Here is a 19099-nt window from a genome sequence, read left to right as displayed (position 1 = left end):
TCGGCGCGGCCCCTTGTTTTTCGTGTACGCGCGTTCGCACTCGGCGACGCCTTTTTCCTTGGAGACCGGCCATGACGACCGTCCAGCAACCCGCCCCGACCTTCGAGGACGTGTGGCGGATGTTTCAGGAGACCGACCGTAAGTTTCAGGAAACCGACCTGAAGTTTCAGGAGACTGACCGTAAGATGCAAGAGACCGACCGACTAATCCAGGAGACTGACCGACAGATCCAGGAGACCGACAAGATCGTCAAGCGGGTGTCGAAACAACTCGGCGACCTCGGCAACCGGCTCGGTGAATTCGTGGAGTACATGGTGGCCCCGGCGGTGGTGCGTCTGTTCCGCGCCCAGGGCATCGAGGTCCACGAGGTCTATCAGGGTGTGACGGCCAAACGCGCCGGCGAGGCGCTGGAGATCGATCTGCTGGTGGTCAACGATGGGGTATTGGTCGGCGTGGAGTGCAAGAGCAAGCTGACGCGCGAGTACGTCGACGAGCATCTCGCGCGCATGGCCAAGCTCAAGCGGGTACTGCCGCTCTATCACGCGCATCGAGTGCTGGGCGCGGTCGCCGCGATGGTGATCCCGGACAGCGTACAGACCTACGCCATGGCCAACGGTCTCTATGTGCTCTGCCAGAACGGCGAGCAGGTCGAGGTGCGCAACCCCGAGGGGTTTGAACCCGCCGCCTGGTGAGCCGGGATGGCACACCGCGCTTTGCCCCGCCACAGGGATACCCTCTTTTTCGACAATCGCCTTCAGATCAGGACGACGTCGTACTGCTCCTGGGTGTAGAGCGCCTCGGCCTGGAGCCGGATGGGTCGCCCGATGAACTCCTCCAGTTCGGCCAGATGCGCGGATTCCTCGTCGAGCAGACGGTCGATGACTTCCTGGGAGGCGAGCACCAGCAGGGTCTCGACCTCGAACTGACGCGACTCGCGCAGAATCTCGCGGAAGATCTCGAAGCAGGTGGTCTCGGCGGTCTTGATCGAGCCTCGGCCGCCGCAGCAGGGACAGGGCTCGCAGAGCACATGCTCCAGTGACTCGCGGGTGCGCTTGCGGGTCATCTCGACCAGCCCGAGCGAGGAGACCTCGGTGATGTGGGTCTTGGCATGGTCGCGGGCGAGACATTTCTCCAGCGCCCGGAGCACCTGGCGCTTGTGCTCGTCCTCGGTCATGTCGATGAAATCGATGATGATGATTCCGCCGAGATTGCGCAGACGCAGTTGACGGCAGATCGCCTGGGCGGCCTCTAGGTTGGTCTTGAAGATGGTCTCTTCAAGGTTGCGATGACCGACGAAGGCGCCGGTGTTGACGTCAATGGTGGTCATGGCCTCGGTCTGGTCGATCACCAGGTGTCCACCGGACTTGAGGCTGACCTTGCGCAGCAGGGCCTTCTTGATCTCCTCCTCGACCCCGTAGAGGTCGAACAGCGGACGCTCGCCCTGGTAATACTCGATGCGGTCGTGGATCTCCGGGATGTATTTCCTGGCGAAGGGAACGGCCTTGTCGACCATGAGGCGCGAGTCGATGCGGATCCGCTCCACCTCCGGGGTGACCAGATCGCGCAGGGCACGCAGGGCGAGCGGCAGATCGTCATGGATGAGCCCGATCTGACTGACCGCGGCACAGCGGTCACGCACGCCCCGCCAGAGCTTGGCGAGGAAGGCCATGTCCTTGAGCAGGGCCTCTTCCGTGACGCCCTCGGCCGCCGTGCGTGCGATGAAGCCGCCGCCACCCTCGTGGGCCTCCACGTAGCGCTGGAGGATCTCACGCAGACGCCGGCGTTCGTCGTCGTCCTCGATCTTCTGCGAGACGCCGGTGCTGGCGAGCGCCGGCATGCAGACCAGATAGCGCGAGGCGATCGAGATATTGGTTGTCAGACGCGCGCCCTTGGTGCCGAGCGGATCCTTGACCACCTGCACCACGATCATGTCGCCTTCGCGCACCAGCTCGTGGATCTGGTCGCCGCGCGGCTCGCCCTGGTGGCCGATGATGTCGGAGGCGTGCAGGAAGGCCGCCCGCTCCAGGCCGATATCGACGAAGGCCGCCTGCATCCCCGGCAACACCCGGCAGACGCGCCCCTTATAGATGCTGCCGACCAGACCGCAACGCTCGGCGCGCTCGATGATGATCTCTTGCACCACGCCGTTCTCGACCACGGCGACCCTGGTCTCGGGGGGCGTGACATTGATTAGGATCTCTTCGCTCACGAAATCATCATCCTGGTTTGCGTTTTTGTTCGTGGATCGCGGCTAGCGCGTACGCCAACCTCCGCCGCCGGAGGAGGATGAGGGTCTCAAGCGGCCGGGTCCTCGTCCGCTATCAAACGAATACCGGCCCGCCGCAACAGAAGGCCAGTCTCGTAAAGCGGCAGTCCCATCACGCCCGAGTAACTGCCCTGGAGACCCGCGACGAAGAGCGCGCCCAGCCCCTGGATGCCGTAACCGCCCGCCTTGTCCTGGGGTTCGCCGCCGCGCCAGTAGGCCAGCCTCTCCTCGGGGTCGATAACACGAAAGGTCACGCGACTCTCGCTGATCTCATGCCAGACCTCGCCCTCGGCCAGGAGCGCCACCGCCGTCAGCACCCGATGGGTTTGACCGGAAAGCCAGCCCATCATGCGCAGGAACTCGGCCTGGTCCTCGGGCTTGCCAAGAATCCGCTCACCCAGCACCACCGCCGTATCCGCCGCCAACACCGGCCGCCGGTCCAGGTCCGGCACACGCGAGCGGCCCAGCCGGGCCTTCTCCAGCGCGAGCCGGCCGACATAGCACTCCGGGGACTCACCCGGCCTGGGGGTCTCGTCCAGATCCGCGCCGACGACGGCGAACCTGACCCCGATCTGGGTCAGGAGTTCGCCGCGCCGGGGCGATCGGGAGGCCAGATAAATGTCATGCTGATGGTCCGCGTCGGTCATGTCTGTGTGAACTCAAGCCATTCAGGCGAGGCCGGACGATCCTCCGGTCAGCGTTCGCTAGAGAATCCGGCCTGGATCATGGCAGGCTTATTGAGTGGCGTCGCCTCGATGATAGGGGTGTCCCTGCGTCAGACTCCAGGCCCGGTAGATCTGCTCGGCGAGGATCACCCGCACCAGCGGATGCGGGAAGGTCAGCGCCGAGAGCGACCAGCGCTCGCGCGAGCGCGCCAGGCACTCCTCGGCCAGTCCGTCGGCGCCCCCGACCAGCAGGGCGCGATCCCGGCCATCGGCGAACCAGTTCCGCAGTTGGCCGGCCAGGGTCTCCGTGCTCCAGGAACGCCCACGTTCGTCGAGCGCGATCAGGTCGACGCCCTTGGGAATCGCCTTGAGGATACGGCGTCCCTCCTCCTCGCGCGCCGCCCTCGAAGCGGTCGACTTGACCCGACGGACCGGGTCGATCTCGATCAGATGCAACCCGCACTCCGGAGGCAACCGCTTGGCGTACTCCCGATAGCCTTCCTCGACCCAGCCGGGCATCCGTCGCCCTACGCAGATTAGATGAATACGCAACTGGAGAACCACCCCGTCGATTAATGCCCTGGGATGATTATCGCCCCATCGCCCGGCTTGAATCCGTGCCGGTCGACGCACAGTCCGCCATCGGTGGAGAGCGGTCAAGCATCGCTTTCAGGGCGAAACCGCTTCGGTTATGATCGGCCCCCTTACGAGCCTCGTATCGCGACCGGGCGCCAGCCCTGGACGCCCCGGCTCAATCACGGGTCGAACTAGACGGAGAAACGCATGGGAGTCGGTGGCATCAGTATCTGGCAGCTCTTGATCATCTTGGTGATCGTCGTCCTATTGTTTGGCACCAAGCGGTTGAAGAACATCGGATCCGACCTCGGCGAGGCCATTCGGGGCTTCCGCGGCTCCATGGCGAAATCGGACCATGACGACGAGGAGTCCGGTGACCCCGCCTCCCTGACCCAGGCCGGCGAAAAGCGGACGACCGAGAGTCCAACCCAGGCACGGCCCGCCGATCGTGACCGGACCTGAGCCCCGTTCTGGCTTGAATGGCTGAAACCGACCCATGTTCGACGTCGGATTCCAGGAACTCATTCTCGTCGCGATCGTCGCCCTGGTCGTGATCGGACCCGAGCGTCTGCCCAAGGTGGCGCGGATCGCCGGCAAGTGGGTCGGACACGCGCGCCGGACATTGGCCAGCGTCAAGCAGGAAATCGATCGCGAGCTCAAGACCGAGGAACTCAGGAAGGTTCTCGACCATCAGGCACGCCTCAATCCCCTGGAAACCATCCTGGAGGAGCCGCCCAAGACAACCGCCCGGTCCGATATGCCGTCCGACGGCGAGACGCGGAAGCCGGATTCGGACAAGGACAGGATCCGGCCGGATCCGCCTCGCGGGGACTGAACGCGCTCCGATCCAACGTCCGGCGCCACCCGCCACTAACTCCGATTCCTTTCCGGACCAGTACCGGCGGCTCGAAAGCCCCTCGTCATGGACATTCGCCAGGCGCGCCACCCGCGACGGCGCGCCACGCCATCACCCCGCGTCAGACCCGGCCGAAACACCCCTTCCAGCGCGAGCATGGCACGCACTCCATGGGCGCGTCGGGATTGGGACGCTTGTTCCGACCCACCACACCCCACACCTTTAGCCACTGACCGAACCTCTCAACATCGAGCCAAGCCGTCCCTATGCCGCGCCGAATTCTTCCGGTCCTGATCCTGCTCGTCGGAATCGGGGCCTTCATTGGCCTCAAGGAAACCCGCCCCGTTCCGCATGCCGTCGAACCCATGGAACGCATCTGGCGGGTCGAGGCGAACGCCGTCCAACCCACCGACCATCATCCCGTGCTCGCGCTCTTCGGCCGGGTGGAGGCGCCCGACCGGATTCGGGCGGCGGCGCCCGTGGCGGGCCAACTGCTGGAGATTCATGTGCGCGACGGCGAACGGGTCGCGGCCGGCACCCTGCTGGCGCGACTGGATCCGCGCGACCTTCAGCCACGGCTCGACAAGGCCAAGGCGGATCTCGAAAAGGAAGGGCTGCGACTCATCCATGACACCGAGGCGCTGGAGCAGGAACGCGAGATCCTTAGACTGGCGCTGGCTGCGGTCGAGCGCGCCGATACGGTCCAGTCGAAGAAGCTGGGCTCCATCTCCAGCGTCGACGAGGCCAGGGAGCAGTACGCCAGGGCGCGTCTCGCCGTGACGCTGCGCGAGCAGTCCATCGCCGAACACCCAGCACGTCTGGCGGCCTTCTCGGCGGCCTTCGCCGAGGCGGAACGCGATGCGGCGCGAGGCTCGATCCGGGCGCCATTCGAGGCCCGCATCGGCGTCGTCGAGGCCGCCGCCGGCGATCAGATGCAACCCAACGAGACCATCCTGACCCTCTATCCGCTCGACGGTCTCTACGTCCGGGCCAAGATTCCAGGCACCTACAGCGAGGAGCTGCGCGACGCCCTGTCGGCCGGTCTGCGCTTGACGGCCCAGGGATCCCACGCGGGTCAAGCCATCTCCGCCGTGTTGGAACGCCTCGCCGGCGAGGCCGACGCCCGAGGGGTAGACGCCCTGCTGCGGCTCGATCCGGACACCAGCATTCCGCTCGGCGCCTTCGTGGATCTGCGTCTGGAACGACCAGTGGCGCCCGGGACCATCGCCCTGCCGTTCACCGCCCTGCATGGAGGCGATCGCGTCTTCGCCATCCGGGATGGCCGGCTCAGCGGCCTCGCCGTCCAGCGTGTCGGCGAGCTGGACACGGCCACCGGCGGCGCGGGACTGGTTCTCGTGCGAGCGCCGGATCTGAGGCCCGGCGAGCGGGTGATGATCACCCATCTGCCGAACGCGGTGGATACACTCAAGGTCGAGACGATCCAATGAGCACGGGTCTGATCGCGGTCTTCGCACGGCATCGCCTGCTCGCGAACCTTCTGATGGCGAGCATGTTCATCCTGGGCGCGATCGCCCTGACACGCATGAACATCCAGTTCTTCCCGACCTTCGCCCTGGATGTGATCGCGGTGCGCGTGGTCTGGAGCGGCGCCTCGGCCGAGGATGTCGAGAACGGGATCATCATCCCCCTGGAGGAGCGCCTCAAGACGGTCGACGACGTGAAAAAGCTGACCTCGACCGCCAGCCAGGGCATCGCCAGTCTCTCGCTGGAACTGCGCGACGACGCGGACCCGATGCTCGCGCTCGATCAGGTTCGCCAGCGGGTCGACGAGTTCCGCAATTTCCCCCAGGAGGCCGAGACCCCGCAGATCAGCCGGATCTCGCGCTATGAGTCGGTCGCCCGTCTGCTGGTCTCGGGTCCGAGTCTCGCCGAGCTGCGCCCCTGGATCCGCCAGTTCGAGCGCGAGTTGCTCGCGCGCGGCATCGACCGGGTGGACATCTCCGGCCTGCCGGAGGAACGCATCGCCATCGAGGTGCCGGGGCGGACTCTGGAAACCCTGGGGCTGTCGCTCGACGGTATCGGCGAGCAGGTCGGGCGGATCGCCCGCGACATCCCCTCCGGCGTCGCCGGCGAGGCGGATGGGGCGCGCGAACTGCGCGGCCTGGAGCAGCGCCGCGACCCGGTGGCCTTCGAAGATCTGGCGATCGTCAGCGACCAGCGTGGCCTGGTGCGTCTGGGCGATGTCGCGACCATCGTGCGCGAGGCGCGACCGGCGAGCCTGAGCCTCTCGGCCATCCCGGTCGGCGAGTCCGAGGACGCCATGGCCGGCGCGCCCGCGACGGTCGAACTCCTGGTCCAGCGCGCCGAGCAGGGCCATTCGCTGAAGGCGGCCAAGATCTTCGACGACTGGCTGAACGACACCCGCCCGACCCTGCCGCCCGCCATCGAACTGACGATCTTCGACGCCCAGTGGGAGAGCATCAAGGATCGCATCGATTTGCTGATCCATAACGGACTCCAGGGTCTCACCCTGGTCCTGCTCCTGCTGTTTCTGTTCCTTCCGGGGCGGGTCGCCTTCTGGGTCGCCATGGGGATCCCGACCGCCTACATGGCCGCGCTGGCGCTGCTCTGGGCCTTCGGCGGCACCATCAACATGATCAGCCTCTTCGGGCTGCTGCTGACGCTGGGCATCATCGACGACGACGCCATCGTAATCGGCGAGCATGCCGAGGCGCGCTTCCGACAGGGTTTGACGCCCGCCGAGGCGGCGATCGCCGGTGCGCGGCGCATGTTCTGGCCGGTCGTCGCCTCCGCGCTGACCACGGTGGCGGCCTTCCTGCCGCTGATCCTGGTCGGCGGCATCATGGGCAACATCCTGGGTGACATCCCCTTCGTCGCCATCATGGTCCTGATGGCCTCGCTGATGGAGGTCTTCCTGGTCATGCCGTCGCACCTGCGCGCGGCCTTCGAACACCATGCCGTGGCCAGCGTTCCGCGCTGGAGACAGCGGGTGAACGCCGGATTCGATCATTTCCGCGACCGCATGTATCGCCCCCTGGTGGTGCTGGCGCTGCGCTGGCGCGGTGTTACCGTCAGCCTGGTCGCGGTGCTCATGATCCTCGCGGTCGGTCTGATGGCGGGCGGGCGGATTCAGTTCGTCTTCTTCCCGACCCCCGAAGCCCAGATCGTCTTCGCCAATGCCACCTTCGTCGCCGGAACCCCGCGCGATCAGAGCGCCGCCTTCATGGCCGAGATGGAGCGGGCCTTGATGATGACCGAGCAGAAATTCGGCGGCGATCTGATCGAGGCCGCCGTTGCCCGGCTCGGCGCCACGGTTTCGGTCGAGGCCGGTGGAAGCGCCAAGGGCGATCAGCTCGCCTCGATCCTGGTGGAGTTGACTCCCTCGGAGGATCGTGAGGTCCGTAACGAGGAATTCCTCGCGACCTGGCGCGACAACATCCGGATGCCGGCGGGGCTTGAGAGCCTGGTCATTTCATCGCGCCGATCAGGTCCGCCCGGACGCGATCTGACGGTGCGCCTGACCGGCGACGACGCGGCCAAGCTGAAAACGGCGGCACTGGAGCTGGCGCAAAGTCTGGAAGGACTTCCGGGCGTCTCGGACATGGTCGACGACATGCCGTTCGGCCGCGAGCAGTTGATCTACCGCTTGACGCCCGCCGGGCAGGCCCTGGGGCTGACCACGGAATCGCTCGGCAAGCAGTTGCGGGCCGCCTTCGACGGCCACCTCGCGCAACTGGTCCAGGTCGGACAGGACGAGCTGGAGGTCCGGGTTCTGCTGCCGCGTCTGGAACGGGTTCGTCTGAGCGCCCTGGAACAACTGCTGGTGCGCGTGCCGGACGGCAGCTTCGTGCCGCTCACCACGGTCGCCGCCTGGGACACCCAACGCGGCTTCGAGGCCCTGCGCCATGCCGACGGGCGGCTCGCGGTCGAGGTCTCGGCCGATATCGATCGCGCGCTGGCCACCCCGGACAACGTGCGCGAGGCGCTCGAACGCGAGCTGCTGCCCAAGCTGGTCACGCACTACGAGGTCGACTACAGCTTCGAGGGACGCGCGGCCGATCAGCGCGAGACCCTGGGCGACATGCGCCTGGGCCTGATCCTGGGCCTGGGGCTGATCTATATGATCCTCGCCGCCGTCTTCGGGAGCTGGGGCTGGCCGCTGGTGGTCATGACGGCCATACCGCTCGGGCTGGTCGGCGCGGTCGGCGGACATTGGATCCTCGGTCTGGATCTGACGCTCCTGTCCCTGTTCGGTCTGTTTGGACTCTCGGGCATCGTGGTCAACAACGCCATCATCCTGGTCAGCATGTATCACGAGCTGCGCGACGAGGGGATGGAGGTCGACACCGCCCTGGTCGAGGCCGCAGTCTCGCGACTGCGGGCGATGCTCTTGACCTCCGCCACCACCGTCGTGGGTCTCGGCCCCTTGATCTTCGAGACCAGTCTTCAGGCCCAGTTCCTGATTCCAATGGCCGTTTCGCTGGCCTTCGGAATCGGCTTCTCGACCATTCTGGTGCTGATCTTCACCCCGGCTCTGCTCTCGCTGCATGAGAGCCTGCACGCGCGCGCCTCCCGTCTCTGGGCCTGGATCGGTCACCGGGAACACACCACCGAGGCCACCCAAAAGGTCTGAATGCCGCCTATGAAAATCCTGCTGATCCTGCTGTCCGCCCTGGCCCTGCTGGGTATCACCGCGATGGCGGTCTTCGTCTTCGTGGTGCAGAACGTCGAGACGCCCGCTTACGAGGTCGTGGTCGCGGAGGGAGCGTTCGAGCTGCGCGACTATCCAGCGATGGTCGTCGCCGAGGTGGCGCGCGAAGGCGCGCGCAAGGAGGCGCTGAGCGAGGCGTTCTCGCCGCTCGCCAACTACATCTTCGCCAAGGATCGCGCCGGAACCAGAGTCGCCATGACCGCCCCGGTGATCCAGCAACCCGAGGAACGGATCGCCATGACCGCGCCCGTGACCCAATCCCGATCGGAGGGCGATCGATGGACGGTGAGCTTCATCATGCCGGCCGACCGCGCGCTTGCGGCCTTGCCGCCACCGGGATCGACGGACGTGCGCCTGCGCGAGATCCCGCCGCGACGCACCGCCGCCGTGCGCTTCAGCGGAAGGACGACCGACGCCCTGATCGCCGAACATGAGGCGGCCCTACTGGAATGGATGCGATCACGCGATCTCAAACCAGCCTCGCCGCCCGTCTACGCCTACTACAACGACCCCTTGACCCCCGGTTTCCTGAGACGCAACGAGGTACTCATCGGGGTGGCGAAGGATTGAGCCACTGGTCGGGTACGGAACCCAAAATCGAAAGCGATCGAGGAGATCCCGATCGGATCGGCTAGACGATCTGCCGTCGCCGCCAGACAACATAGCCCAGCAGGGTCAGGGCGACAAAGGCCATGGCGGCCGCCGTCACCAGGGGCAGGTTCTCCTCGATGACCCCTTCATTGCCACCGATGAAGTAACCCAGCGCGATCAGGACCGCCGACCAGAGTCCGGCGCCGAGACTGGTATAGAAGGCAAAAGCCGATATATTCATGCGGGTAAGCCCGGCGGGCAGGGAGATCAGGTGGCGGATACCCGGAATCAGCCGCCCGGTAAAGGTCGAGATGGCTCCGTGTTTCGCGAAAAAGGCATCCGTCTTATGCAGGAGCGGGGGACGCACGAAAAAATACCGGCCGTGGCGCTCCAGAAAGGGTCGCCCAACCAGGAGCGCAAACCCGTAATTGACGAAAGCCCCCACCAGGGAACCGGTCGTCGAGGCCAGCAGGAGGAGTATCAGGTCCATCTGGCCCTGATAGGCGAGATATCCCGCCGGGATCAGCACCACCTCGCTTGGCACCGGCAGGACGGTCGACTCCATCGCCATCAGGATAAAAATCCCGGCATATCCCCAGCCATTGACCGTCATCAGGATCCAGTCGATAAACTCGTGCAGCATTCGGGTCAAACCTCGATTCGGTGGATTTAGAGATCATTGAGGGAGCATGACGGAACCTGCGGTCCCGTGGCTCGCGCAAGCGATCGAGCGGGGCTCGGAGGCAAGGTTCCTCGGTCTCACACCCGACGATACGAGGGGTCCGACGAGCGATCAACTCAACCAAGAACGCCAGCCCCATCGGGGACGCTCAATGCCCCATCTTTAAGGCCGACACCGTGCTAGCTCTTGGCGCGAGTCTTGATGGTCTTGGGATCGGCGATCAGCGGACGGTAAATCTCGACGCGATCGCCATCTTCCAGCCGGGTCTCCAGGGCGGAGACCTTGCCGAAGACCCCAACCTTCTGCTGGTCCAGGTCGATCTCGGGACATTGCGCGAGGATGCCCGAGCGCTCGATCGCCTCGCGCAGGGTAGCCCCCTCGGGAACCTCGACGTCCAACCAGGTCTGGCGCTTGGCCAAGGCATAGACAATGCTCACCTTCATTGGAATCTCCTCAGACGCTATGCGCGCCGGCCATCTGGATGCCCTTTCCGGCGCGGATGTCGAGCAGGCGCTTGCCCACCACCACCAGCCCGGTGACCAGAAATCCGCCCGGCGGCAGGATCATCATGAGCACGCCCATATCGGCGGGCATGATGCGCAGTTCCATGAATTTGAAGGCCGGACCCAGCAGGAGCGAGGCGTCGGCAAAGAGGGTGCCCGATCCGAAAATCTCGCGCACCGCGCCGATCAATGTGAGCGCGAGCGTGAACCCCAGACCCATGAAGATGCCGTCCATGAGCGACGGCAAGACCGGCTCCTTCGAGGCGAAAGATTCGAGCCGCGCGAGCGGCAGGCAGTTAGAGACAATCAGCGGAATGAAGAGCCCCAGCACTTTATAGAGTTCGTGCATCCAGGCATTCATGGTCAGATCCACGAAGGTGACGTTGGCCGCCACGATCAGGATATAGACCGGAATGCGCACCTCGCGGGTGATGTAGTTACGGAAGGCGGCGACCATGAAACTGGAGGCGGCCATCACCACGGCAGTGGCCAGTCCCATCCCCAATCCGTTGGTGGCGCTGGTGGTCATGGCCATGGTTGGGCACATGCCGAGCAGCATGGCGAGCACGCCATTGTTGTCCCACAGACCGTCGCGGACGATCCGGCCGTAATCGGTCGCCATCAGCGTACCTCCAGCAGCTTCGCCTGATTGGCGGCAAAGAATTCGAGCCCGTGACGAATCGCGGTGACGGTACCACGCGGGGTGATGGTCGCTCCGGTGAACTGATCGAACTGTCCGCCGTCTTTCTTCACCTTCCATTTCTCGGCGGGCGGGTTGCCCAGCGAGAGTCCGGCGAACTGGAGAATCCAGTCGCCCTTCTTGATCTCGATCTTGTCGCCCAGCCCTGGAGTCTCCTTGTGGCTCAGGGCGCGTACCCCCAGAACCCGGCCCTCGGCGTCCACGCCGAGCATGAATTTCATGTGTCCGGCATAGCCCGAGCCGTGGATTTCGTAGGCGACACCGGTCACCTGGCCGGCCTTGCGGGCGCGGTAGATGGTGATGTCGTTGCCTTCGGCGTCTTGCATGGTCAAGTTGTCGATGACCGGGTTGTTGTCGTGGAGGCTCGCCGGGATCACCTGTCCGAGCGAGTTCTGCCGGTCTTCCATCGCGCGGGCGGCGATGGCGTCGCGGGTCGCCAGCTCGGTCAATCCAAGGAAGATGCCAAAACCAAGACAGAAGACGCCGAGAATGGCGGCGTGGATCAAGGTGCCCTGTTTCATGAGCGGATTCATGCTTTCCCCTTAAGCGGCAAGGGCTCGCCTTTGCGCGTGCGGCCAAAGAGGCGCGGACGGGTGTATTGGTCGATGATCGGGGTGAGCGAGTTCATCAGCAGCACGGCGAAGGCCATCCCTTCCGGATAACCGGCGAAGGTGCGGATGACCCAGGTCAGGAGTCCGACACCGATGCCGAAAATCAACTGTCCCTTCTCCGAGACCGGCGAGGTCACATAGTCGGTGGCGATGAAGAAGGCGCCGAGGAAGGTCGCCCCGGAGATGACATGGAAAAGTCCGGGGGCGAAGCGGCCCGGATCCAGCAGGTTGAACAGGGTGCCCATCAGGAACAGCGTCCCCAGCACCGTGACCGGGATATGCCAGGTGATGATGCGCCGACGCATCAGGAACAAGCCCCCGATGAGGATCAGGATCGCCGAAGTTTCGCCCAGACTGCCCGGTTTGTAGCCGGTCGCCAGATCCATGAGATCCGGGGTATAGGTCAGGTTACTGCCACGGCCGTACTCGACGAGCGACTGGAAGACCGGAATCCCCCGCGACAGCTCGGTCTTGACATAGCCGAGCGCGGTGGCGGCGGTCACGCCGTCCGGCACCTGCCCGCCGAAGGTGATGGCGATGGAGTCCGCCAGACCGGGCGCGCTGGCCGAGAACAGCGGATGGGGCGCGATCCAGGCGGTCATCACCACCGGAAAGGACACCAGCAGGGCGACGCGCGCGACCATCGCGGGGTTGAACAGATTCTGACCCAGTCCGCCGAACGCCTGCTTGGCCAGCGGGATGGCGAAGACGGCGCCGAGCACGCCGATCCACCAGGGCGCCCAGGGCGGCAGGGTCATGGCCAGCAGCCAGCCGGTGAGGACGGCCGACCCGTCGCTCAGGGTGTGCGTCACCGGCCGCCCGGCGAGCGCCAGACAGATGGCCTCGGTCACCACGCAGGCGCCGATGGTGACGCCGAACAGCAGGATCGACGGCCAGCCGAACAGATAAAGATTGAAAAGCGTGGCGGGCGACAGAGCCAGGATCACCGTGAACATGGTCTGTCGGACCGTGTTCGTGCTGTGGGCGAAGGGCCCGCTTTTCGTGGTCTCCGCGCCGATCATGACGGAACCTCGTTGGCGGCGGGCGCCGCCTTGGGCTTGCGGGCGGCCGCGCGCTGGGCGGCGATCCGCTCCTGACGCGCCGCGTTGGCTTCGACCAGCGTTTTCGTCCGCTCGGTTTTGCGCTGCTCGCGATCCCGAGCGTTCAGGGCACCCTTGGCGTAATTGAAATAATGGACCAGCGGAATATGCGAAGGACAGACCCAGGAACAACTACCGCAGGAGACACAGTCCGCGAGTCCGAGCTTCGCCGCGCCTTCCAGATCGTCATGGCGGATATGCGCGGCGAGTTCGACCGGCGTCAGACCGCAGGCACAGATGTTGACGCAGGCGCCGCAGCGGATGCAGGGATCGGCGGGGCGTTCGTTGATCTCGGCCGCGGTGAGCGCCAGGATGCCCGAGGTGCCCTTGACGACTGGTACATCCAGATTCGGCAGCGGCGTACCCATCATGGGGCCACCCTGAATGATGCGTTCCGGGCGCTGTGAGAAGCCGCCGCAGAAGTCGATCAGATCGGACACCCGCGCGCCGATGGGCGCCTCGATGTTCTTGGGCTCGCGCATCGCCCCGCCGCTCACCGTCACCACGCGGGCGATCAGCGGACGGCCCAGACGCACAGCCTGATGGACGGCGCGCGCGGTGGCGACGTTATGCACCACGACGCCCAGATCCGCCGTCAGCTTGCGCGCCGGGGTCTCCAGTCCGGTGATCGCCAGCGTCAGGTGACGCTCGGAACCCATCGGATACTTCACCGGCAGTGCGGCGACGTCGATGTTCGGAAAGTCGCTGGCCGCGACCGTGATGGCCGCCAATGCTTGCGGCTTGTTCTCTTCGATGCCGACGACGATTCTGGGTGCGCCCAGGGTGTGAGCCATGATGCGGGCGCCGTCGATGATCGCCTCGGCGTGCTCGCGCATCAACCGATCGTCGCAGGTCAGATAGGGCTCGCACTCGGCGCCATTGATCAGCAGGGTGTCGATCCGGTGCCGGATGCCCAGGTTCAGCTTGACCGCCGACGGAAAGGTCGCGCCACCCATCCCGACGATGCCGGACTCGGCGACGCGCTCCTCGATGACCTCGGGGGCCGCCGCGAAGGGATCGGCGATGGGCTCGGGCAGCGTGACCCACTCATCCCGGCCATCGGGCTCGATGACGATGGTCGGCTGCGGCAGGCCCGACGGATGGGGGGCGGGGATCTCGGTCACTTCGACCACGCGCCCGGAGGTGGAGGCATGATGGTGCGCGGAGATCTGTCCCTGACGGCGCGCGATGACCTGGCCCTTCTTGACCAGATCGCCTTCGGAGACCAGGATCTCGGCGGGCGCGCCGATGTGCTGTTGCAGCGGGATATAGAGTCGGCTGGGCAGCGGCAGCGCCTCGATGGCGCGTTCGCCGCTCAATTCCTTGCGGTATTCGGGATGGATACCGCCACGGATCGGGAAAAGCTTCATGTTATCGACGGCTCCAGGGACACCGTGAAAGTCGCGCCGCGGGCGCTCGAAATCCCCCCGCTGAGAAGAGGGGCGGGGAGAAGAACCTTAGTGCGTATGGGGCGAGGCGGGCTTCGGCCAATGCCAGGCGGCGAGGGTGAGCGGGATCTCTACCATGCGAATCGCATCGGTGGGGCAAACCTGAGCGCACTTGGAGCAGCCGTGACAGACCTCGGCGACGATCGTGTGCATCAGCTTGCTGGCACCAACAATGCCATCGACCGAACACTCTTTGACGCAACGGGTACAACCGATACAGAGTTCCTCATCGATAACCGCATACACGGGCACTCGCGGAGCCTGATCGCCCAGATCGACCGTCACGCCCAAGCGCTTGGCCAATTGTTCCGCGACGGCCTTGCCGCCCGGCGGACAGAGGGTGACCGACGCCTCGCCCTTGGCCAGCGCCACCGCCGCCTGGGCACAGCCGACGAAACCGCACTGCCCGCACTGCGAGCCCGGCAGCATGGCCTGAAGCTCAAGTTCCAAGGGGTCTTCCTCGACGGCGAGCAAACGCGCCGCGACACCCAGCATGCCACCCAGGGCCACGCCCATCGCCGTCAAACTTCCAACCGCCGTCAACATTGCTTCAGCCCTCAGCTCGTGCTAATGCCAGAAAAACCCAGGAATGCCAGCGCGAGGAGGCTGGCGACGATGAATCCGATCGGTGGACCGGCGAACAGACGCGGTACCTCGGCCAGCGCCAGACGCTCGCGCAGCCCAGCGAAGATGACCATGACCAGGCTGTAGCCGAGCGAGGAGGCAAAGGCGAACAGGGTCGCCGCGATAAACGTCATCTTGCCCTCGACCAGCAGCAGCGCGACGCCCAGCACGGCGCAGTTGGTGGTGATGAGCGGCAGATAGATGCCCAGCATCTGAAACAACGGCGGCGAGACCTTGCGCACCGTCATCTCGGTGAACTGCACGGCGCCGGCGATCACCAGGATGAAGGTCACGGTGCGCAGATAGCCTAGACCGTAGGGCACCAATAAATAGTGTTCAACTCCCCAATTCGCCATCGAGGAGACGGTGATGACGAAGGTCGTCGCCAGACCCATGCCGATGGCGGTATCGATCCGGGTCGTCACGCCCATGAAGGAACAGAGACCCAGGAAACGGGCCAGGATCACGTTGTTGACCAACGCCGCGCCGACCATGAGAAGAATGTATTCCTGCATGTTCCGAACCCTTCCGATTAATCGATCCGACAGGTTTCGCCGGCACTGGCACGGCGGAGAAAACGAGGGGCAAGCTGGCCGCGAGCACCCAGCCAGCGGGCGCCCAGGCGTGCGCCGACCAGGCCGACGCCAAGCGCGACGACCATGGTGGCCATGGTGATGCCGTCGCTCCCGGCGATCCATTGCGCCACGGCGCCGGCACCCAGCATGACGACCAGAGGAAACCCATAGGCGGTTCCCGACGCCTTGAGCAGGGCACGTTCGTGGACGCCGACGACCACCCGCTCGCCGACGACCAGCCCCGGTGCGTTCGTGAGCGGAAAGCGGCGCCGTTCGAGCCAGCTTTCGCTCGTTCCGATCCCCTTGGAGCCGCACAGCCCGGAAGAGGCGCAGGCACCGCAACTGGTGGTTTGTTCGGGTTCGAGCCAGGCCACGCCACCCTCGACCGCCACAACGCGCGCCAGGCCCTCGACGAGCGCCGGCTGAAGCGGATCCGTCGGATCCTCGGGCGAGGCGACATCAATGGGCATGAAAAAGCGACCTCAATCAGGAAGGTGGTTCGACATCGGCAGCGACGCCGCCTTGCTGCGGCGCACAAAAAGTGAAGGTACGTCTAACCCTGTTGGATATGCAATGGCCCCTGATCGTCCCAATAGCGCCGGAGGTCCAGCTTCGTCGTGAGGCCGGCGCCTGAATCAACCCTGAAAACCTCCCGCGACAGGAGCCAACAACCTTGGCGGACCGACCCAAAAATCCAGCATAGTAAGCTGTAATAATTCGATATTCATGCAGAGAGACGAACCAATCGGGCGGGAGGAACCAAGGCGGTCGACAGGGCATGACGGCATTTTCAAACCGCCAAAATCATAGATTATTCTTATATTTGAAAATATCGATTCTTTTCATTAAAGCGGCAAGGTTTCCAATATGCATCAGGAGATCCGCGATCTCGCGGAGGCGTTGAACGTCGATCTCATCCTGATGGGGCGGCGCGGACGGCGTGGCTTGGCGCGCATGCGGCTCGGCAGCATCTCGGAGCGCATCCTCAACGACACGCCCCGCGCGGAACCTGTCATCAAGACCGGCTGATCGAGGTCAAGGGGCGACCTCGATCGGCGCCCCATCCATTCAGTGAGGCCCCGGGCTCTCCACTGAACTGGAGTTCCTCCATCGGCGGTTTGCTGGAGGGCATTCGAGGCTTGGTGGATGTCCGCGCCGCTTTGGCGGCATGGGCGCGACTGTCCATTAAGGAACAATCAGCGCCAAGGAACGGTTATCCTCGAAATACCCCGAGACGGCCGCTGGCGCGCTCGTGGGTGGCGAGATTCGTAATGGCGTAACACGACTAAAGGTGACGAACACATATGGAATGGTCATGGGACATGACAAATGCACTGATTCTCGGCGTTGTCGAGGGTTTAACCGAGTTTCTGCCGATCTCCTCGACCGGGCACCTGATCATCGTCGGTAGCCTGCTCGATTACACCGACGAGCAGAGCAAGGTGTTCAAGATCGTCATCCAGCTCGCCGCCATCCTGGCCGTGTGCTGGCTCTATCGCGGGCGGATCGCACGGGTGGTGCGACACATGTGGAAGCCGACCCCCGAGCGTCGCTTCGCACTGAACATCCTGATCGCCTTCATGCCAGCTCTGGTGCTCGGCGTGCTCTTCCATCACACGATCAAGACCTATCTCTTCAATCCGCTCACTGTGGCGGGGGCGCTGATCGTCGGCGGATTGGTGATCCTTTACCTGGAGCGGCGTCCGCCACGGGTGCGTTTCGCCGAGATGGACGAGATCGGTTGGCGCGAGGCGCTCAAGGTCGGCTTCATGCAGACACTCGCGATGTTTCCGGGTGTGTCCCGTGCTGGCGCCACCATCATGGGCGGGCTGGTCTTCGGGCTGTCACGGCAGGCGGCGACCGAACTGTCCTTTTTCCTCGCGATTCCAACCATGCTGGCCGCGACCGTTTACGACGTCTACAAGGCGCGGGATCTGCTCGTGATGGACGACCTGCCGGTCTTCGGCGTCGGCTTCCTCGCGGCCTTTCTCGCCGCCACGCTGACCATCAAGGCCCTCTTGCGTTACGTGTCCAACCACAGTTTCGAGGTCTTTGCCTGGTATCGCATCGGATTTGGCCTGCTGGTGCTGATCACCGCCTATACGGGGCTGGTGTCCTGGTGATGTGGCGATGGGCGGGATCTCAAGCTCGGGATCCCTGCTCCGCGATCCATTCGCGCCAGACGGCGAGCAGGATGGCGATGACGATGGGGCCGACGAAGAGTCCCACCAGCCCAAACGCGGTAAGGCCGCCAAGCACCGCGAACAGAACCAGGATGTAGGGAATGCGGGCGGCGCTACTGATCACCAGCGGACGAAACAGATTGTCGATCTGGCCCACGACCAGGGCGCCCCAGGCCGCGAGTCCGGCGGCTGGCCATACCTCTCCTGTCAGGAACAACCAAAGGCAGACCAGTCCGATGACCAGCGGGGTACCGAAGGGGATCAGGGCCAGGAAGGTCGTGAGCACGCCGAACAGGATGGGCGTCTCGATCCCCGCCGCCCAGTAGCCGGCGCCCGCCAGGGCGCCCTGCACCAGGGCGGTCAAGACCAACCCGTAGAGGACGCCGCGTGTGGTGTCGCCGATGGCCTTGAGGTAGGACTCGGAGCGTCCACCAAGCAGACCCAACAGCAGCCGCCGCGTCTGGTCGAGCAGTTGGTCGCCGTCGCGGTAGAGAAAGAAGGCGCTGAGCACGGCGAAGCCGAACTTGAAGGCCGTCGCCCCCAGGTCGCCGGCCAGTTGGAGTGAATCCTCCGCCAGGGGTTTGAGCGACAGGAGCACTTGATGGCGCAAGGCCGATGGATCCTCGGCGGCCATTGCCAATAGTCGCTCAAGCTCGGCTCCGATCCAGGGCAGGCGCGCCAGACCGGGCGGAAGGATATCCGGCCCCTGACTGAGAAGGACGACAAGCCGCGCATAGAGCGCGGGAACCTCGGCCCTCAGCATGAAAATCACCCACAGCACGGGGAGGACGAACACCAAGGTGAGCAACAGGCTCATTACGAAGGCACTCAGACCCGGATAGGGACTCAGCCGCGCGCGCAAACGACGGTGCAGGGGCCAGGTGACATAGACCAGGATCAGCCCCCAGGCCACGGGAACGAGAAAGAGGTGCAGCACCCGGTAGCTCAGGAACAGCAGGCCAATCAAGAAAGCGCCCAAGGCGATACGACCGCCGAGCGCCCCGGTGAAGCCTTTGTCGGTCATGG

General features: G+C 64.8%; 21 protein-coding genes. 8 read left to right on the top strand and 13 right to left on the bottom strand.

The genetic code is table 11. From position 1 onward, the window contains the following. The first annotated feature begins 71 nt into the window (after nucleotides 1-71). A complete protein-coding gene (locus tag CKO27_RS05590; RefSeq protein ID WP_200373895.1) occupies nucleotides 72-692 on the top strand; it encodes a DUF3782 domain-containing protein in 621 nt (206 codons plus the stop codon). Between the two features lie 62 nt (nucleotides 693-754). On the opposite strand, the gene rng is transcribed toward CKO27_RS05590, so the two are convergent. From rng to rlmH, 3 genes are all read right to left on the bottom strand, one after another. Then, the gene (gene rng / locus CKO27_RS05585; RefSeq protein ID WP_200373894.1) at nucleotides 755-2209 is read right to left on the bottom strand and encodes a ribonuclease G; all 1455 of its coding nucleotides are present in this window, start codon (nucleotides 2207-2209) and stop codon (nucleotides 755-757) included. Between the two features lie 86 nt (nucleotides 2210-2295). Continuing rightward, nucleotides 2296-2913, bottom strand: coding sequence for a Maf family protein (locus tag CKO27_RS05580; protein ID WP_200373893.1), 618 nt, complete (start codon nucleotides 2911-2913; stop codon nucleotides 2296-2298). An 87-nt stretch (nucleotides 2914-3000) separates the two neighbouring features. Continuing rightward, nucleotides 3001-3483, bottom strand: a complete 483-nt coding sequence (gene rlmH, locus CKO27_RS05575) for a 23S rRNA (pseudouridine(1915)-N(3))-methyltransferase RlmH (RefSeq protein ID WP_200373892.1) — start codon at nucleotides 3481-3483, stop codon at nucleotides 3001-3003. A 231-nt stretch (nucleotides 3484-3714) separates the two neighbouring features. Between rlmH and tatA the strand changes: the two genes are divergently transcribed. The 5 genes from tatA to CKO27_RS05550 all read left to right on the top strand — a co-directional run bounded on the left by tatA (nucleotide 3715) and on the right by CKO27_RS05550 (nucleotide 9626). Next, nucleotides 3715-3969, top strand: coding sequence for a twin-arginine translocase TatA/TatE family subunit (gene tatA / locus CKO27_RS25140; RefSeq protein WP_200373891.1), 255 nt, complete (start codon nucleotides 3715-3717; stop codon nucleotides 3967-3969). A 34-nt stretch (nucleotides 3970-4003) separates the two neighbouring features. After that, entirely contained in the window at nucleotides 4004-4342 is a 339-nt protein-coding gene (gene tatB, locus CKO27_RS05565) for a Sec-independent protein translocase protein TatB (protein ID WP_200373890.1), read from the top strand. 287 nt (nucleotides 4343-4629) lie between these two features. Further along, complete coding sequence (locus CKO27_RS05560; RefSeq protein WP_200373889.1) at nucleotides 4630-5811, top strand: efflux RND transporter periplasmic adaptor subunit; 1182 nt, start codon at nucleotides 4630-4632, stop codon at nucleotides 5809-5811. Beyond that, nucleotides 5808-8978, top strand: a complete 3171-nt coding sequence (locus CKO27_RS05555) for an efflux RND transporter permease subunit (RefSeq protein WP_200373888.1) — start codon at nucleotides 5808-5810, stop codon at nucleotides 8976-8978. The genes CKO27_RS05560 and CKO27_RS05555 overlap by 4 nt, the downstream gene beginning before the upstream one ends. A gap of 9 nt (nucleotides 8979-8987) precedes the next feature. Further along, nucleotides 8988-9626 (top strand): SOUL family heme-binding protein, encoded by a 639-nt coding sequence (locus CKO27_RS05550; protein WP_200373887.1) that lies wholly within the window; start codon nucleotides 8988-8990, stop codon nucleotides 9624-9626. A gap of 61 nt (nucleotides 9627-9687) precedes the next feature. On the opposite strand, the gene CKO27_RS05545 is transcribed toward CKO27_RS05550, so the two are convergent. From CKO27_RS05545 to CKO27_RS05505, 9 genes are all read right to left on the bottom strand, one after another. Continuing rightward, on the bottom strand, nucleotides 9688-10290 hold the full coding sequence (locus CKO27_RS05545) for a DedA family protein (protein ID WP_200373886.1): 603 nt from the start codon (nucleotides 10288-10290) through the stop codon (nucleotides 9688-9690). Nucleotides 10291-10508: 218 nt separating this feature from the next. Beyond that, complete coding sequence (locus CKO27_RS05540; RefSeq protein WP_200373885.1) at nucleotides 10509-10772, bottom strand: RnfH family protein; 264 nt, start codon at nucleotides 10770-10772, stop codon at nucleotides 10509-10511. A 10-nt stretch (nucleotides 10773-10782) separates the two neighbouring features. Beyond that, nucleotides 10783-11454, bottom strand: coding sequence for an electron transport complex subunit E (locus CKO27_RS05535; protein ID WP_200373884.1), 672 nt, complete (start codon nucleotides 11452-11454; stop codon nucleotides 10783-10785). Then, complete coding sequence (gene rsxG, locus CKO27_RS05530; protein WP_200373883.1) at nucleotides 11454-12065, bottom strand: electron transport complex subunit RsxG; 612 nt, start codon at nucleotides 12063-12065, stop codon at nucleotides 11454-11456. Before rsxG ends, CKO27_RS05535 begins: the two co-directional genes overlap by 1 nt. Next, nucleotides 12062-13165, bottom strand: coding sequence for an RnfABCDGE type electron transport complex subunit D (locus CKO27_RS05525; RefSeq protein ID WP_200373882.1), 1104 nt, complete (start codon nucleotides 13163-13165; stop codon nucleotides 12062-12064). Before CKO27_RS05525 ends, rsxG begins: the two co-directional genes overlap by 4 nt. Then, nucleotides 13162-14613 carry an electron transport complex subunit RsxC gene (gene rsxC, locus CKO27_RS05520; protein ID WP_200373881.1) on the bottom strand — a complete coding sequence of 484 codons (1452 nt, stop codon included), beginning with the start codon at nucleotides 14611-14613 and terminating at the stop codon, nucleotides 13162-13164. Before rsxC ends, CKO27_RS05525 begins: the two co-directional genes overlap by 4 nt. A gap of 87 nt (nucleotides 14614-14700) precedes the next feature. Beyond that, nucleotides 14701-15237: an RnfABCDGE type electron transport complex subunit B gene (locus CKO27_RS05515; RefSeq protein WP_200373880.1), complete on the bottom strand. Its 537-nt coding sequence runs from the start codon at nucleotides 15235-15237 to the stop codon at nucleotides 14701-14703. An 11-nt stretch (nucleotides 15238-15248) separates the two neighbouring features. Further along, a complete protein-coding gene (rsxA, locus tag CKO27_RS05510) occupies nucleotides 15249-15830 on the bottom strand; it encodes an electron transport complex subunit RsxA (protein WP_200373879.1) in 582 nt (193 codons plus the stop codon). A gap of 17 nt (nucleotides 15831-15847) precedes the next feature. Beyond that, entirely contained in the window at nucleotides 15848-16360 is a 513-nt protein-coding gene (locus CKO27_RS05505; RefSeq protein WP_200373878.1) for a SoxR reducing system RseC family protein, read from the bottom strand. Between the two features lie 397 nt (nucleotides 16361-16757). On the opposite strand from CKO27_RS05505, the gene CKO27_RS05500 reads away from it, so the two are divergent. Together CKO27_RS05500 and CKO27_RS05495 are read left to right on the top strand one after the other, a co-directional pair. Then, the gene (locus CKO27_RS05500) at nucleotides 16758-16919 is read left to right on the top strand and encodes a universal stress protein (protein WP_200373877.1); all 162 of its coding nucleotides are present in this window, start codon (nucleotides 16758-16760) and stop codon (nucleotides 16917-16919) included. Nucleotides 16920-17212: 293 nt separating this feature from the next. Next, on the top strand, nucleotides 17213-18013 hold the full coding sequence (locus tag CKO27_RS05495) for an undecaprenyl-diphosphate phosphatase (RefSeq protein ID WP_242470752.1): 801 nt from the start codon (nucleotides 17213-17215) through the stop codon (nucleotides 18011-18013). Nucleotides 18014-18032: 19 nt separating this feature from the next. Here CKO27_RS05495 and CKO27_RS05490 read toward each other — a convergent pair whose 3' ends face one another. Next, nucleotides 18033-19097 carry an AI-2E family transporter gene (locus tag CKO27_RS05490; RefSeq protein ID WP_200373875.1) on the bottom strand — a complete coding sequence of 355 codons (1065 nt, stop codon included), beginning with the start codon at nucleotides 19095-19097 and terminating at the stop codon, nucleotides 18033-18035. Between the last annotated feature and the right edge of the window lie 2 nt (nucleotides 19098-19099).

This window comes from Thiocystis violacea (assembly GCF_016583575.1).
Lineage (GTDB): Bacteria > Pseudomonadota > Gammaproteobacteria > Chromatiales > Chromatiaceae > Thiocystis > Thiocystis violacea.
This window is presented reverse-complemented; position numbering and strand designations above follow the sequence as displayed.